Consider the following 14,216-nt stretch of genomic DNA (forward strand, 5'->3'; position numbering starts at 1 on the left):
GATGCGCCGGAACGGGGTCAGAGAGCGCTCGGCCGCGCCCCGTCCCGGAGGCGCTCGACGACGGAGACCAGGCCCCGCCATACCTGTTCGGTGTCGGGGCCGCTGGCGCGGGCGTAGCGGGACAGTTCACCGGGACCGTCGGTGGCCAGCCACAGGTCGCGCACGGGCGTCCTCACTACGGAATGGTGAAATCGTCGTAAACGTGTGCCAAGTCGACGCTGCGCCACCGACGTGCCCATCCCCGGGTGTTTCGCTTGCCGGACGGGCCATCACCACGCGACGGAGGGGGCGTCATGGCGGAGGCGACCGAGGGGGATCCGCGCACGCGACGGCGCGGTCCACGGAGCAACTGGGTGCCGTTGGGTGTGGCCGCCGGAGCCGTCGCCCTGCTGGTGGTGGCCTGGCCGCTGGTCAACGCGCTGCTGCCCGGCTCCGAGTCCGTCTCCTCCGACGACCCCGTGCCCGTGGGATCCGGGGGCGGTTACCAGGCGTCCCTGACCTTCCCCCAGGAGGGATGGTCACTGAACACCGGTGCCAGCCAGGCCGGACACACCTACCGCTTCCACCGCGGTCCCGTGGAGCTGACGCTCAACTCGGTCACACCCGCGGCCTCGCCGCCGCCCAGCACCAGGGAACTGTGGGAGGGCATGAGCCGCCTCGTCCGCGCCGGTGAGGCGTCGGCGCGGTTGAGCGAGCCGGAGGCCATCTCCACCCGTGACGGCGACGACGGGCTGACCGGAACCCTGGAGAGCGGCTCCCGGCGCGGCACCGCTGTGGTCTACCCCTCTCCCAACAGACGCATGGCCGTGGAGATGACCCTCGCCGGGCGCGAGGCGACCACGGCCGACATCGCCGCGGTCGCCGACGTCGTCCGCACGGTGTCCTTCACCAGGGAGGACTCGTGAACCACGGATCCGAGGAGCCGAGCGCACCGGGCGCGACCGACCGGGGGTCGGTGCCGTCTCCGCGCAGGGCCCACCGGGGCGGGCCCGGTCGCGGGCACGCCGCCGACCGGGCCCCGGACGGGCGGCCCGAGCGCGGCCAGCGGCTGCCGTCGCTGGCCGCGCTCGTGCTGGTCGTCGTGCTGTGCGCGGCGGGACTGGTCTTCCTGGCGCTGCAGTTCGCGGGGCTGGCGCGCGTCTTCTCCTCCGAGGCGGCGCTGGCCGTGCTCCTCGGAGCGGTGACGCTGGCCTTCGGGTTCTGGGTGCTGCGCCGGATCCGCCCGGTGCGTGCCCCCGCCCTGAACGCCTCCCTGACCGCGGTGGCCTGGGGCCTGACCGCCGCGCCCGCCGCCGGGGTCCTGGCCAACGACGGCCTGTCGTCGATCTGGGCCAAGGGTCTGGGGCTGGCCTTCTCCGGGGTCTGGGGCCCCGCGCTGACCGCCCCGCTCAACGAGGAGGTCCTCAAGCTGGCCGGGATCGTGCTGGTCGCGGTGGCCTTCCCCCGCGCGGTGCGGGGCCCGGTGGACGGGTTCGCGATCGGCTCCCTGGCCGGCCTGGGCTTCGAGGTCTCGGAGAACGTCATCTACTCGATGAACGCGGTGGTCCAGTCGGGCGGCACCGGCGGCGTGGTGCCGGTGGTGCAGACGTTCATCCTGCGTGTGGGCCTGGCCGGTCTGGGCTCGCACTGGGCGATGTCGGCGATCGCGGGCACCGCGGTGGGTCTGCTGGCCGCCGCGGCGTGGCGGCCCGGCACGCGCCGCGCGATCGGCGCCGCCGCCCTGGTGGTGCTCGCGATGGCGCTGCACTGGCTGGTGGACTCGCCGCTGCTGAGCGGACTCCCGGGCATGCTCCTCAAGGTCGCCGTGGTCTTCCTGACCACGATGGCGGTGTACTTCACGGTCCGGTACGCCTACCGGCGCCGGGTGCGCGGGGCCCTGGCGTCCGAGGGCGAGGCGCTGGGCATGCGGCGGTCGGCGTCGGTGGCCCTGGCCAGTCGGCACGGCCGCCGCAGGGAGCTGCACCACGTGGCGCGCCCGGAGCAGCCCGACGTGGAGCGGCGCCAGGAGCAGATGCTGGCGATCGCCGAGGACCGGGCGGCACGGTGCACGCCCTGACCGGTCCCCGCGGGCGTCTCCGCCCCGGTCGCGGAAGGCGCCCGCGGAGCCGTGCATTTTCATCGGCGGCAGTGTGGGCATAACGTGCCGCATGGGCGAGCGAGCACGAAGGAGCAAGAGGACGACACCACCGAGGACGGGACGGGGGCGCACACGCGACCCCAGCCTCACACCGCGGGCACTGGCCGCGGCACGGGCCGAGTACGGCAGGGCGGGCTGGGCCTCGTTCACCCTGGACGGGGTGGCCCGCAGGGCCGGGGTCGGCAAGGCCGCCCTCTACCGGCGCTGGCCCACCAAGGAGCGCCTGCTCGCCGACGCCATCGGGGAGCACCCCCGGCTGCCGGTCCCGGCCGACACCGGCAGCCTGCGCGGCGACGCACGCGCGCTGGCGGCGGCGCTGCTCGACCACTTCCTGGCCCCGGCCGGACGGGTCACCCTGCGCGTGGCCGTGGACGCCGCCACGGGCCTGGAGGCCTTCGCGTCCTTCCGCGAACAGCTCGTGCGCGCCCACCGCGACGGGGTCGCGGACATGGCGCGACGGGCCGTCGAACGCGGTGAGCTGGCCCCGGGCACCGACACGGGACCCTTCGGTGAGGCGCTGTACGGGGCGGTCCTGGTGCACGCCATGTCCGTGGACCCCCACCGGCGCGAGCACACCCGGGAGCACGCGGACGAGCACGCGTTCCCGCTCGCCGACTTCGCGCTGGCCTCCCTGACCGGCGGTTCCGGGGACACCGCGGGGGCCGCCGGGAGTCCTCCCCGGGGCTGAGCACGCCCGGTTCCCCGCTCAGGCGCCGGAACGCAGCCAGCGCTGCAGGAGGGTGCCCCCGGACTCGATCACCACGCCGGGCACGAGGGCGTGGTCGGCCGCCGTGCCCACCGCGATGCGCTGTTCGAGCCCTCCGGCCAGCAGCGGCACGACCGTCAGGCACAGCTCGTCGAGCAGGCCGGCGGCGGCCACGTCGGCCAGCAGGCGGGGCCCGCCCTCGCACAGGATCCGGGGCAGCCCGCGGTCGGACAGGGCCGCGACGGCGGCGGGCAGGTCCACGCTCTGGTCACCGCACACCAGCACGCGGTCCTCCCCCAGCGCGTGGCGCGCGCGGCCGAGGGCCTCGGCTCCGGCCGCCCCACAGGTCACCAGCAGCACCCCGCCGCCGTCCTCGGCCCTGTCGGCCAACAGCGGCGGCACCCGGCCGGTAGCGCTGACCACGGCCAGTTCCGGATGGGCGGCGCGCCCCTCGGCGACGGCACGGGACAGCAGGTCACGGGTGCGCGGACGCGTGTGCCGGTAGCCCTCGACGCGGGCGGTGCCGGCGCCGACCAGCACCACGTCGGCCAGGTCGCGCAGGAGCGTGTACACCACCTGGTCGGCGGGGGTGTTGATGCTTCCCGTACGCCCGTCGTTGCCCGCGGCGGCACCGTCCAGGGTGGCGACCATGTTCGCGCGCAGCCACGGCCGGTCGGGGTAGACGTAGAGCCGTTCCAGGGCGGAGGCGTCGAGCGCGTCCCCCGGGGAGCCCGCCCCGGGGACGGCGTCGTTCAGAAGGAGCCGCACGGCCACACCGCCACGAAGTACATGACCCCGAACGGGTCGTCGGCGTAGAGCACCTCCGGCCCCACCGGGTCTCCGGTCGCGGCGAGCGCGTGCGCCATGACCTGGAACGCGGCCCGGCCCGCCACCATCAGGTCGGCGGCGAGGACGGGGTCCAGACGCAGCAGGCCCGCCCGGTCTCCCTCGGACAGGCAGCGGCGGACCTCCTCGTCGAAGCCGAAGGCGCGTTCGTCCAGGTGCCCGGGCGCCCTCGTGCCGCGCCGGGCGCTGCCGTCGCCCATGACGAGCAGGGCGACCCGTTCGGCGCGGTCGGCGACACGGCGGCCCAGCGCCTCCGCCTCGGCCGCGGAGGCGTCCCAGGCCACGGTGGCCATCTCCACGCGCCCGCGGTACCCGGCCGAGTCGAGCAGTCGCCGAGCCACGCCCAGGCTCAGCGGCAGCGTCCGTTCCGGGGGGACCCGCTCTCCCGTGCCGCCGTACCCGCGGACCGGGACGAGCCGTTCGGTGCGCCTCCCCGAGGAGTCGTGCCCGCCGACGACGACCAGCACGTCCGGGGAGCGTGCGGCCAACGCCTCCAGGGCCGACTCGCACTCCGTGCGCAGTTCGGCCGCCACGTCCTGGCCTCCGCTGAGCTCGCGCATCAGCAGCGGCGGGTGCGGGCAGACGGCGGTTGCGACGATCACGCGTACCTCCTCACGCCAGTCCCCGAACGGCCCGTGCGGGGGGACGGACTCCCCGGATGGTGGCGACCATGTCGAGTACCTGGCGGGTCTCGGTCACCTCGTGGACCCGGTAGACCTGCGCGCCGTGCCAGGCGCACACGGCGGTCGCCGCGAGCGTGCCGGTCAGGCGCTCCCCCACCGGCAGGTCCAGGGTCTCGCCGACGAAGTCCTTGTTGGACAGCGACACCAGTACCGGCCGGCCGGTGGCGGTCATCTCGTCCAGGCGCCGGGTCAGCTCCAGGGAGTGCCAGGTGTTCTTGCCGAAGTCGTGCGCCGGGTCGATGATCGCCGACGCCGGGTCCACGCCCAGGGACACCGCGCGCTCGGCCTGGGCGACCGTGTCGTCGATGGCCTCGCGCACCACGTCCCCGTAGTGCGGCCGGTGCGGGCGGGTGCGCGGGGTGACCCCGCCGGTGTGGGTGCACACCAGGGCCGCGCCGAACTCGGCGGCGACCTCGGCCAACTCCGGGTCGTAGCCGCCCCAGGCGTCGTTGAGCAGGTCGGCCCCGGCCTCGCACACCGCCCGGCCCACGGACGCGCGCCAGGTGTCCACGCTGATGACCAGGTGGGGGAACTCGGCACGGACGGCGGCCACGAAGTCCACGATGCGGCGCTTCTCCTCCTCGGCGCCGATCTCCTCGCCGGGCGCCGCCTTGACACCGCCGATGTCGACGATGTCGGCGCCCTCGGCCACGACCCCGCGCACGCGTTCGAGGGCGGCCCCGCCGTCCCAGGTGGCGCCCTTGTCGTAGAAGGAGTCGGGGGTGCGGTTGACGATCGCCATGACCAGCGTGGTGTCCGCGTCGTACTCCCGACCGCGCAGTCTCAGCACCGGCCGACCACTCCCTCCAGGACCTCCGTGTCCCCGGCGCCGACCTCGGCCGCCGGTGGGCGCTCCACGATGTGGACCGTAGTGTCCAGCTGCTGTCCGCGCCGCTCCCCGTCGCCGAACTGGCGTATCCGGACCGCGTCGGTGCCGTGGTCGATCCCGGCCCGGCGGTCGGCGACCGCGAGCAGCTCGGTGGCCATCGCGCCCAGGCCGCGCAGCGACTGGTGGCGGTGGGCGCGGCGGCCCAGGTCCACCTGCGCGACGGCGTCCACGCCGTACCGCAGGGCGGTGTCGACCAGCACGGCGAGTTCGACGCCGTAGCCGGTGGGCACCGAGAGCCGCTCGAACAGTTCGCGGCGTACGGCCCACTCCCCTGACAGGGGCTGGACCACGCCCGACAGCTGGGGCCAGCGCAGGGCGATGGTGGGGCGGGCCACGAGTTCGGTGACCCGGCCGCCCTCGTGGGAGGCCGCTGTCTCCTCTGGGCCCTCGGTGCCTGGTCCGCCACCGGTGCCGTGGGGCTTCCCGGCCGTGCCCGACCGGTCCAGCACCCGGTCGTAGAAGCCCTTGACCAGGCTCACGCCGGGTTCGGTGAGCAGCGGGCCGAGCAGCCCGGACACGAAGTGGGTGTCCCACTCGACCAGGTCGGCGTCCATGAAGGCGATGACGTCGCCGGAGGTGGCGAAGAGCGACTTCCACATGGCCTCGCCCTTGCCCCGGTGGTGGCCCAGTTCGGGGCGCACCTCGCCGACGCGGTGGACGACGGCCCCGGCGGCGCGTGCGCGGGCGCCGGTGTCGTCGGTGGAGTCGGAGTCCATGACGACGATCTCGTCCAGCAGGGGCGCCTCCTCCTGGAGCTCCGCGCGGACCCGGGCGACGATGCCGCCGACGGTCGCCGCCTCGTTGCGCGCCGGGATCACCAGGCTGATCGTGCTTCCCCGCCGCCGTTTGAGTTCGACCAGGCGATCGACCGTCCAGTCCGAGGACCGGTAGGTGCGACGCTCGAACCACTCGTTGTCCACAAAGCCTCCCCCGGCGGCCAACACTAGGGCACACCCCACCGTGGGAGCCCGTCGGTCCGGGCTTTTCCCGGGCGTGGTCTCCCCCACCCGCGGGTGGGGGTCCCCGTTCACCGGGCCGTGCGGGCGGTGGGCCGTCCCCCCGCGTGGAAGGCGGCGGCGCGCTCGGTGAGCCAGCCGAACAGGGTGGGGTCCTCCCCCATCTCCGGGTGCCACTGCACGCCGACGACCCGGTCGTCGGCGGCGTACTCGACGGCCTCCACGGTTCCGTCGTCGGCCCAGGCCGTGGCCACCACTCCCTCTCCCAGGCCGGCCACGGCCTGGTGGTGGTAGGTGGGCACCTCCAGCCGGGTCCGGCCGAGGATCCGGGCGAGGCGCGAGTCGGCGTCGACGGTGACCGGATGGCCGTCGAACACCCCGGGCCTCTGGCGGTGTCCGTCGTGGCCCACCGCGTCGGGCAGGTGCTGGTGGAGGCTGCCGCCCCGGGCCACGTTGAGCAGCTGCATCCCCCGGCACACGCCCAGCACCGGCATGCCCCGGGCCAGTGCGCCCGCGAGCAGGTCGCTCTCGGCCGAGTCCCGCACGCCCTGGACCCCGGCGGTGTGCTCCCCGGCGCCCTGGCCGTAGCGGTCCGGGGCGATGTCGCCACCGCCCGCCAGCAGCAGACCGTCCAGGCGGTCCACCGCACCGGCCGCGCCGGCCGCGCCGGTGACCGGGGGCAGCAGCACCGGGACGGCCCCGGAGGCGGCGACGGCGTCCACGTAGGCACGCGGCAGCAGGGCCGCGGCCATGTCCCAGACCCGGCCCCATCGTGCCTGCTCGGCGTAGGTGGAGATTCCGATGACAGGTGGCACTGCGCTCCCCTCTGAGCTGGTTCGGGAGAAAGCGTACGGGGTGGCGGAGGGCTCCCGTGAGGCACTCCTCCTTTTCTGGAACTCGATTACGTGTTACCTTGGTAATGATGTCAGAACCAAGCAACCCACCCGTCCCGGCCGACCTCGTGAACGCGGCCCTTCGCGCCGCGGAGAGCCGGGGAAAGGACGTGGCCGACGTGCCCCTGGTCGCCATCGCGGAGGAGGCGGGCGTCTCCCGCAGCACCCTGCTGCGCCGCGTGGGCGGTTCGCGCCGGGCGCTGGACGGGGCGGTGCGCGCCTCGGGCGTGGACCCGGGCGGGCGGCCTCCGGTGCGGGAGCGCTCGATCGAGGCCGGGGCCCGTCTGGTCAGCGAGCAGGGCCTGGGCTCGGCCACGCTGGAGGCGGTCGCCGCCTCCGCCGGGTGCTCGGTGCACAGCCTCTACGCGACCTTCGGCGGCCGCGACGAGCTGCTCCGCGCGATCTTCGAGCGCTACAGCCCCATCCTGGACCTGGAGGCGGCCCTCGCCGGGCCGGAGGAGGACCTGGCCGCGCGGGTCCACGGGATCCACCACCTGCTGGGCCGCGGGTTCGGCCGCGAGCCCCGGGTGCTGCCCGCCATGCTCGCCGACGTGTTCGCCCGTCCCGAGGGGCCCACCGTCGACATGCTCGCCCGGTTCTTCTTCCCCCGCCTGCTCGCCGGGCTGGGCGGATGGCTGGCCGAGGAGGTCGCGGCGGGCCGGATCCGCGACCTGCCGGTCCCCCTGCTCATGCAACAGCTGCTCGGTCCGCTCGCCGTGCACTTCATGCTGCGCCCGGCACTGGAAAGGGTCCCGGGTGTGGAGTTCCCCGAGGCGGAGGAGGTCTGTTCGGTCTTCGCCGACGCGTTCCTGCGCACCGCCGCGGTCCCGGAGGGGCCGTCCCACCCGGACCACCCGAACACGAGCCTGGAGTCGCGATGAGTGAGAGTACGACGTGTGTGATCGCCGGCGGCGGCCCCGCCGGAATGGTGCTGGGCCTGCTGCTGGCCCGCGCCGGCGTCGGGGTCACCGTGCTGGAGAAGCACGCCGACTTCCTGCGGGACTTCCGCGGGGACACCGTGCACCCCTCCACCCTGGAGCTGCTGGAGGAGCTGGGCCTGTACGAGCGGTTCGCCGAGCTGCCCCAGAGCAGGCTGGAGGAGGCCGCCTTCCCCGTCGGCGCCGACCGCACCGTGACCATCGCCGACTTCCGGCGGCTGCGGCGCTCCCTCTCCCATCCCCACATCGCGATGGTCCCGCAGTGGGACTTCCTGAACCTCATCGCCGAGGCCGGTCACGAGGAGCCGGCCTTCACCCTGCGGATGAGCACCGAGGTGACCGGGCTCGTCCGCGAGTCCGGCCGGGTGGCGGGGGTGCGCTACCGGGGTCCGGAGGGCGAGGGGGAGGTCCGCGCCGACCTGACCGTGGCCTGTGACGGCCGGGGGTCACTCGCCCGCCGCGAGATGAACCTGGTGCCCCGTGAGTTCCCCGTGGGGATCGACGCGTGGTGGTTCCGGCTGCCCCGCGAGCCGCAGGACCGCACGGCACTGACCCCGCGTGCGGGCCTGGGCCGGTTCGCCCTGGTGATTCCGCGCGAGGACTACCTGCAGCTCGCCTACATCGGGCGCAAGGGCATCGACGCCGAACTGCGCGCACGCGGGATCGAGGCCTTCCGCCGGGACATCGCCGAACTCATGCCGGAGCTGGCCGACCGGGTCGGGTCCCTGGCGTCCATGGACGAGGTCAAGCACCTGGACGTGCGCCTCAACCGGCTGCGCCGCTGGCACGCGGAGGGCCTGCTGTACATCGGCGACGCGGCCCACGCGATGTCCCCCGTCGGCGGTGTGGGCATCAACCTCGCCGTACAGGACGCCGTCGCCTCCGCGACGCTGCTGGCCCGACCGCTGCGCGAGCGTTCGCTCACCTCCCGCCACCTGGCCGCGGTCCGCAGGAGGCGGATCCTGCCGACCGCCGCCGTCCAGGCGCTGCAGCGCCTCATGCACCGCGGGCTGGCCGATCCGATGGTCAGGGGGGAGCGGCTGGGCCCGCCCAAGCCCGTGCTGGCGGCCCTGGAGCTCGCGCCCTGGCTGTCGTTCGTGCCCGCCTACCTCATCGGGAAGGGGATCCGGCCCGAGCACGCGCCGGGCTTCGCCCGCCGCCCCCGAAGGGCCGCCCGGTAGGGACGGCCATCCCCCTCCCCGGGGTCCCGTGCGGTGGCGGCGCGGATCCCCGGGCGGGCACGCCCGTGCTCTGCGGGGCGGGTCAGGCCAGGTCGGGGACGCGTTCACCGGCCGGGACCGGGCCCGGGGCGGCACCCGCGCCGAAGGGGCCGCCGCCCATCTCCTCACGGTGGTGGGCGGTGAGCCAGCGGCGCGGGTCGGGACCGGCGGCGATGATCCGCGTCGGGTTGATCGCCGTGTGGACCCAGTAGTAGTGCGTGCGGACGTGGTCCAGGTTCGTGGTGTCGCCGAACCCGGGCGTCTGGAACAGGTCGCGGGCGTAGGCCCACAGCGCCGGGTACTCGCTCAGCTTGCGGATGTTGCACTTGAAGTGGCCGTGGTAGGCGGCGTCGAAGCGCACCAGGGTCGGGAAGAGCCCGATGTCGGCCACGGTGACGGAGTCACCGACCAGGTAACGCCGGGTGGACAGGCGCTCCTCCAGCGCGTCGAGCCTGGCGAACACGTCGGTGACCGCGGCGTCGTAGTGCTCCTGGTCCGGGGCGAACCCGGCCCGGTAGACGCCGTTGTTGAGGTCGGTGTAGACCTCCCCGGACACGGCGTCGATCTCCCCGCGCAGCGCCTCCGGGTAGAGGTCCGGGGCGTCCTCCCTGACCAGGGCGCCCCACTCGGTGGCCATGTCCTTGACCAGTTGGTCGAAGTCGTTGGAGACCAGGTGTCCGTCGTCCACGTCGACGAGGCCGGGAACGCTGACCCCGCCGGTGTAGTGGGGATCGCGCGCCAGGTAGGCCTCGCGCAGGGCGTGGATGCCCAGGACGGGGTCCTTGCCGCCGGGGCTCCCGGTCTCCTCGGTGAAGACCCAGTGCGGGTCGCCCTCGATGACCTCCTGGCGGGGGTCGGTGACGGCCAGGGAGATGACCCGCTCCAGGCCCATGAGCCTGCGCGTGATGACGACCCGGTGCGCCCAGGGGCAGGCGCGGCTGATCACCAGGCGGTAGCGGCCCGGCTCGGCGGGGCGACCGAAGCGGCCGTCCGCGGTGACCCGGTCTGTGAAGGCCGCCGGTGCCCGCTTGATCTCCTCGGTGGGGATCTCGTTCGCCCTCATCCCTGCTCCCTTCGAGCTCGGGTGAATCTCTGTCGCGGCTGCACATGCTATCCGCGCGACGGCCGCGCGCGGGGCCCGACGGACCGCGGCGCCGGAAACAGCGCGACGCGCACGGGGCACCGCCGGGGACCGCGCGGCGCTCACGGGACACCGCCGGGGACCGGGTCGGCTCAACCGAAGCTGATGGGCAGTCCGGCGTAGTTGTGGGCGAACTCGGTGGCGGCGGCCTCGGAGTCGATGACGCGCTGGAGCTGGGAGAGCTGCAGGCGGGCGTCGAAGTCGTCCCCGTGGCGGTGGAGCGTGGTCGTCATCCACCAGGAGAAGTGGGTGCACCGCCAGACCCGGCGCAGGGCGGTGTCGGAGTAGGCGTCGGCGAGGTCCTCCCGGCCGTCGCGCAGCCAGGCGGTGAGGGCCTCGGCGAGCAGGGTGACGTCGGCGATCGCCAGGTTGAGGCCCTTGGCCCCGGTGGGCGGGACGATGTGCGCGGCGTCCCCGGCCAGGAAGAGGCGGCCGTGGCGCATGGGTGTGGTGACGAAGCTGCGCATCGGGAGCACGCTCTTCTCGGTGATGGTGCCGGTGCGCAGCTCCCAGTCCTCCATGCCCGCGCCCAGACGGGTGGTCAGCGCCTCCCAGATCCGGTCGTCGCTCCACTCGCCGATGTCCTCGTCGGGCCGGACCTGGAGGTAGAGGCGGCTGACGGTGGCCGAGCGCATGCTGTGCATGGCGAACCCGTCGGGGTGCCAGGCGTAGACCAGCTCGTCGGTGGAGGGGGCGACGGCGGCGAGCACACCCAGCCAGGCGAACGGGTAGGTGCGCTCCCACACCCGCTGCCGTGCCGCGGGAACGGCCCGGCGGCTGGGGCCGTGGAAGCCGTCGCAGCCCACGACCGCGTCGGCGTCCACCCGCTGGTGCCGCCCGTCGGCGTCGGTGAAGGTGACGTGGGGACGGTCGGTGTCGACGCCGTGCGGCGTGACGTCGGAGGCCAGGTAGAACACGGGGCGGCCGGCCTTCTCACGGGCGTCCATGAGGTCCTTGGTCAGCTCGGTCTGCCCGTAGATCCACACCGACCTGCCGACCAGTTCGGTGAAGTCGATGTGGTGGCGCTCGCCCGGCCACTGCAGGTACACGCCGCGGTGCTCGTCGGCCTCGGTGGCGAGCCGCCGCCCCACACCCGCCCGGGTGAGGACTTCCACGCTCCCGGACTCCAGCACTCCGGCCCGGACCCGTGAGCGGACGTGGTCGGCGGTCTGGCGCTCGATGAGGACCGAGTCGATCCCCTGGAGTCCGAGCAGGTGGGACAGGAGCAGCCCGGCCGGGCCCGCTCCGATGATGGCGACCTGGGTGCGCACGGTCGTTTCTCCTCCTGGTGCTTCGGCGCACGCGCACGGGAGGGAAGCCCCGAACGCGCGGCGTGTCGTCGTGGCGGCGGGCGGCGCTGAGGGCCTCGGTCCGACCGCCCCCGCGAGCGCGGTCGGCGGCGCCCCCGCGGTCCGGGCGGGTGCGGTGTCGGCCGCCGCCCCTGGGAACCCGGGTGTGTCGACGATGCACCACGTGTGACCGGCTCCACCAGAAGCTTCTCACTGTTTGAGAGAAGGACTCTGCTCCCGGGCCGGAGGGAGCGGGGTGTGTATCCGCCGGACACGCCCCGGCGCCCTCAGGCGCCCATGGCACGGGAGGCGGAGCGCGCGGCGGTGCGTACCGCCGGGACCGCGAGGACGGCGCGCTCGTCGTTGGGCACGACCACCGACAGCGCGGCGGCCACCGCTCCGGTGGAGTCGCGTACGGGGGCGGCGATACCGGCCGTCTCCTCGTCGATGAACCCCCGGGACAGCACGTAGCCGGACCTGCGGATCTCGGCCAGCAGGGAGCGCAGGCGCCGGGCGTCGGCGACCGTGTTCGCGGTGTAGGCGTGGAAGGGCCCCGCCAGGATCCGCTCCTGGAGCGGCGCGGGGGCGTGGGCGAGCAGGACCAGGCCCGAGGAGGAGGCGTACAGCGGCAGCCGTCCGGCGATCCGGGTGACGTTGACGACCGCGCCCGGGGCGGAGAGGCGCTCGACGAACAGGACCTCCTCGTCCTGGAGGACGCCGATCTGGGTGTGCTGGCCCACCACCGCGTGCAGGTCCTCCATGAACGGTCCGACCGTCTCGCGCAGGCCCAGGGCGGGCGAGGAGCGCACGGCCACCTCCCACATGCGCACGCCCACGCGGACGTGGCGGTCGGGACCGCGCTCCAGCCACCCGTGCCGCACCAGTTCCTCCACGAGGCGGGAGGCGGTGGCCACGTGCAGGCCGGCGCGCCGCGCTATCTGGGAGACCCGCAGTGTCGGGTGCTCGGAGTCGAAGGCCTCCAGGACGCGCACCACCCGGGACAGCACGGACTCCCCATTCGCTGCTTTGACCACGGCAGCAGTGTCCACCCCGGGCCTCGGCGGAGTCCACCCGGGCCGGGCCACCGCGTCGGTCCGGTACGGCCCGCTACAAAAGGCCCAGGACCGGGCCCGCCGCGACGCCCAGCCCCAGGGAGGCGGCCGCGGCGGTGACGGCCACGCCCGTGCTCCACCGGCCCGGGGACTCCGGCCGGCCGCCCTCCTCCGACGGCTCCCCGGAGGCGCGGAAGAGGGGCAGGATCCAGCGCAGGTAGTAGAAGAGGCTGGCGACGGTGTTGACGGCGGCCAGCACCATGAGCCAGCCCAGGCCCGCCTCCAGCGCCGCGGTGAAGAGGGCGAGCTTGCCGACGAACACCGCCGTGGGCGGGGTGCCCACGAGGCCGAGCAGGCACACGACCAGGCTCAGCGCGAGCCAGGGATGGTCGCGGAAGAGGCCCGCGTGGTCCCGCAGTGTCCGGGTCCGCAGGGCGCACACGACCGCGAACGCCCCGAGGTTGGCCGCCGTGTAGGCGCACAGGTAGAACAGCAGCCCCGGCTGGACCGGTTCCGCCCGGCCCTCCACCGCGGCCGCGGCCATCAGCAGGTAGCCGACCTGGCTGATGGTGGAGTAGCCCAGCAGGCGCCGCGCGTCCGTCTGGAGGAAGGCGCCCAGGTTGCCCAGGGTCATCGACGCCGCGGCCAGGAGCGCGGCCAGCGGCGCCCAGTCCAGCGCGGCCCCGGCCAGCACCTGGTCGCCCAACCGGTACAGGGCCACCAGCGCGCCGATCTTGGGCACGGTGGTGACGAAGGCGGCCACGGGTGCCGGGGCGCCCTCGGCGACGTCGGGCACCCAGAAGTGGACGGGCACTCCCCCGGCCTTGAACAGCAGCCCCGCCAGCACCGCGACGACACCGGCGGCCACGAGGGCGCGCGGCGCTTCGGGCAGAGCGTCCGCCAGACCCGCGTAGCCGGTGGTGCCGCCCGCCCCGAGCAGCAGGGTGGCCCCTGTCAGCAGCAGGATCCCCGACAGGGCGCCCAGGAGATAGAACTTCAGCGCCGCCTCGGTCCCCGTGGCGTCCTTGGCGAAGCCGACCAGCGCGTAGAGGGGGATGCTCGCCAGGAGGTAGGCCACGGAGAGCACCAGCAGGTCGTTCGCGCCCGCCAGCGCCACCGCGCCCAGGGCCGCGAGCAGCAGCAGGACGTGGAACTCCGACTCCCGCGGGTGGGAGGCGAAGGTGTCGGCGGCCAGCAGGACCGTGGCCAGGACGCCCACGAGCACCACGACGCGCACCGCGTGCGTGGCGGTGTCCACGGTGTGGCCGCCCGAGTCCGACCCGGTCCCGGTCGCCGCCGCCACGACCGTGGCGGCCAGCGCGGCCAGCAGCGCCGCGGTCACGCACAGGCGGACGCGCCCCTGCCGGCGCCGGGGCGTCCAGCTCCCGAGCAGGAGCGCGCCCACCGCGGCGAGCGCCAGGATCAGCTCGGGCAGCAGGGTGAGCGGGTCGACTCCCTCCATGCCG

Annotated in this window: 15 protein-coding genes; 5 read left to right on the forward strand and 10 right to left on the reverse strand. The window is 74.6% G+C overall.

All coding sequences use genetic code 11. The features are described from left to right. Nucleotides 1-17: 17 nt before the first annotated feature. Nucleotides 18-176, reverse strand: coding sequence for a hypothetical protein (locus FYX01_RS26310; protein WP_190394434.1), 159 nt, complete (start codon nt 174-176; stop codon nt 18-20). A 117-nt stretch (nt 177-293) separates the two neighbouring features. Here FYX01_RS26310 and FYX01_RS21640 point away from each other — a divergent pair, with 117 nt between their 5' ends. The 3 genes from FYX01_RS21640 to FYX01_RS21650 all read left to right on the forward strand — a co-directional run bounded on the left by FYX01_RS21640 (nt 294) and on the right by FYX01_RS21650 (nt 2,825). Continuing rightward, a complete protein-coding gene (locus tag FYX01_RS21640) occupies nt 294-905 on the forward strand; it encodes a hypothetical protein (RefSeq protein WP_150244263.1) in 612 nt (203 codons plus the stop codon). Beyond that, the gene (locus tag FYX01_RS21645) at nt 902-2,056 is read left to right on the forward strand and encodes a PrsW family intramembrane metalloprotease (protein ID WP_150244265.1); all 1,155 of its coding nucleotides are present in this window, start codon (nt 902-904) and stop codon (nt 2,054-2,056) included. Before FYX01_RS21640 ends, FYX01_RS21645 begins: the two co-directional genes overlap by 4 nt. Nucleotides 2,057-2,147: 91 nt before the next feature. Continuing rightward, nucleotides 2,148-2,825 carry a TetR/AcrR family transcriptional regulator gene (locus FYX01_RS21650; RefSeq protein WP_150244267.1) on the forward strand — a complete coding sequence of 226 codons (678 nt, stop codon included), beginning with the start codon at nt 2,148-2,150 and terminating at the stop codon, nt 2,823-2,825. An 18-nt stretch (nt 2,826-2,843) separates the two neighbouring features. On the opposite strand, the gene FYX01_RS21655 is transcribed toward FYX01_RS21650, so the two are convergent. The 5 genes from FYX01_RS21655 to FYX01_RS21675 form a co-directional block, all read right to left on the reverse strand. Beyond that, nucleotides 2,844-3,617, reverse strand: coding sequence for a pyrimidine reductase family protein (locus tag FYX01_RS21655; protein ID WP_150244270.1), 774 nt, complete (start codon nt 3,615-3,617; stop codon nt 2,844-2,846). Then, entirely contained in the window at nt 3,596-4,291 is a 696-nt protein-coding gene (locus FYX01_RS21660) for a class III extradiol ring-cleavage dioxygenase family protein (RefSeq protein WP_150244272.1), read from the reverse strand. The genes FYX01_RS21655 and FYX01_RS21660 overlap by 22 nt, the downstream gene beginning before the upstream one ends. 10 nt (nt 4,292-4,301) lie before the next feature. Continuing rightward, nucleotides 4,302-5,162, reverse strand: a complete 861-nt coding sequence (folP, locus tag FYX01_RS21665) for a dihydropteroate synthase (protein WP_150244274.1) — start codon at nt 5,160-5,162, stop codon at nt 4,302-4,304. Beyond that, on the reverse strand, nt 5,156-6,181 hold the full coding sequence (locus FYX01_RS21670; RefSeq protein WP_150244277.1) for a glucosyl-3-phosphoglycerate synthase: 1,026 nt from the start codon (nt 6,179-6,181) through the stop codon (nt 5,156-5,158). The genes folP and FYX01_RS21670 overlap by 7 nt, the downstream gene beginning before the upstream one ends. Before the next feature lie 107 nt (nt 6,182-6,288). Beyond that, nucleotides 6,289-7,032, reverse strand: a complete 744-nt coding sequence (locus FYX01_RS21675; RefSeq protein WP_150244279.1) for a gamma-glutamyl-gamma-aminobutyrate hydrolase family protein — start codon at nt 7,030-7,032, stop codon at nt 6,289-6,291. 104 nt (nt 7,033-7,136) lie between these two features. On the opposite strand from FYX01_RS21675, the gene FYX01_RS21680 reads away from it, so the two are divergent. Next, complete coding sequence (locus FYX01_RS21680) at nt 7,137-7,991, forward strand: TetR/AcrR family transcriptional regulator (RefSeq protein WP_150244281.1); 855 nt, start codon at nt 7,137-7,139, stop codon at nt 7,989-7,991. Beyond that, on the forward strand, nt 7,988-9,229 hold the full coding sequence (locus FYX01_RS21685) for an FAD-dependent oxidoreductase (RefSeq protein ID WP_150244283.1): 1,242 nt from the start codon (nt 7,988-7,990) through the stop codon (nt 9,227-9,229). The genes FYX01_RS21680 and FYX01_RS21685 overlap by 4 nt, the downstream gene beginning before the upstream one ends. A gap of 82 nt (nt 9,230-9,311) precedes the next feature. On the opposite strand, the gene FYX01_RS21690 is transcribed toward FYX01_RS21685, so the two are convergent. From FYX01_RS21690 to FYX01_RS21705, 4 genes are all read right to left on the reverse strand, one after another. Further along, nucleotides 9,312-10,331 (reverse strand): glutathione S-transferase family protein, encoded by a 1,020-nt coding sequence (locus tag FYX01_RS21690; protein ID WP_150244285.1) that lies wholly within the window; start codon nt 10,329-10,331, stop codon nt 9,312-9,314. Between the two features lie 170 nt (nt 10,332-10,501). Next, the gene (locus FYX01_RS21695; RefSeq protein ID WP_150244287.1) at nt 10,502-11,680 is read right to left on the reverse strand and encodes a 4-hydroxybenzoate 3-monooxygenase; all 1,179 of its coding nucleotides are present in this window, start codon (nt 11,678-11,680) and stop codon (nt 10,502-10,504) included. 305 nt (nt 11,681-11,985) lie between these two features. Beyond that, nucleotides 11,986-12,732, reverse strand: coding sequence for an IclR family transcriptional regulator (locus FYX01_RS21700; protein WP_150244289.1), 747 nt, complete (start codon nt 12,730-12,732; stop codon nt 11,986-11,988). A 73-nt stretch (nt 12,733-12,805) separates the two neighbouring features. Beyond that, complete coding sequence (locus FYX01_RS21705; protein ID WP_150244356.1) at nt 12,806-14,212, reverse strand: NADH-quinone oxidoreductase subunit N; 1,407 nt, start codon at nt 14,210-14,212, stop codon at nt 12,806-12,808. Nucleotides 14,213-14,216 lie beyond the last annotated feature (4 nt).

Origin of the sequence: Nocardiopsis quinghaiensis (assembly GCF_008638365.1) — a bacterium.
Taxonomy (GTDB): domain Bacteria; phylum Actinomycetota; class Actinomycetes; order Streptosporangiales; family Streptosporangiaceae; genus Nocardiopsis; species Nocardiopsis quinghaiensis.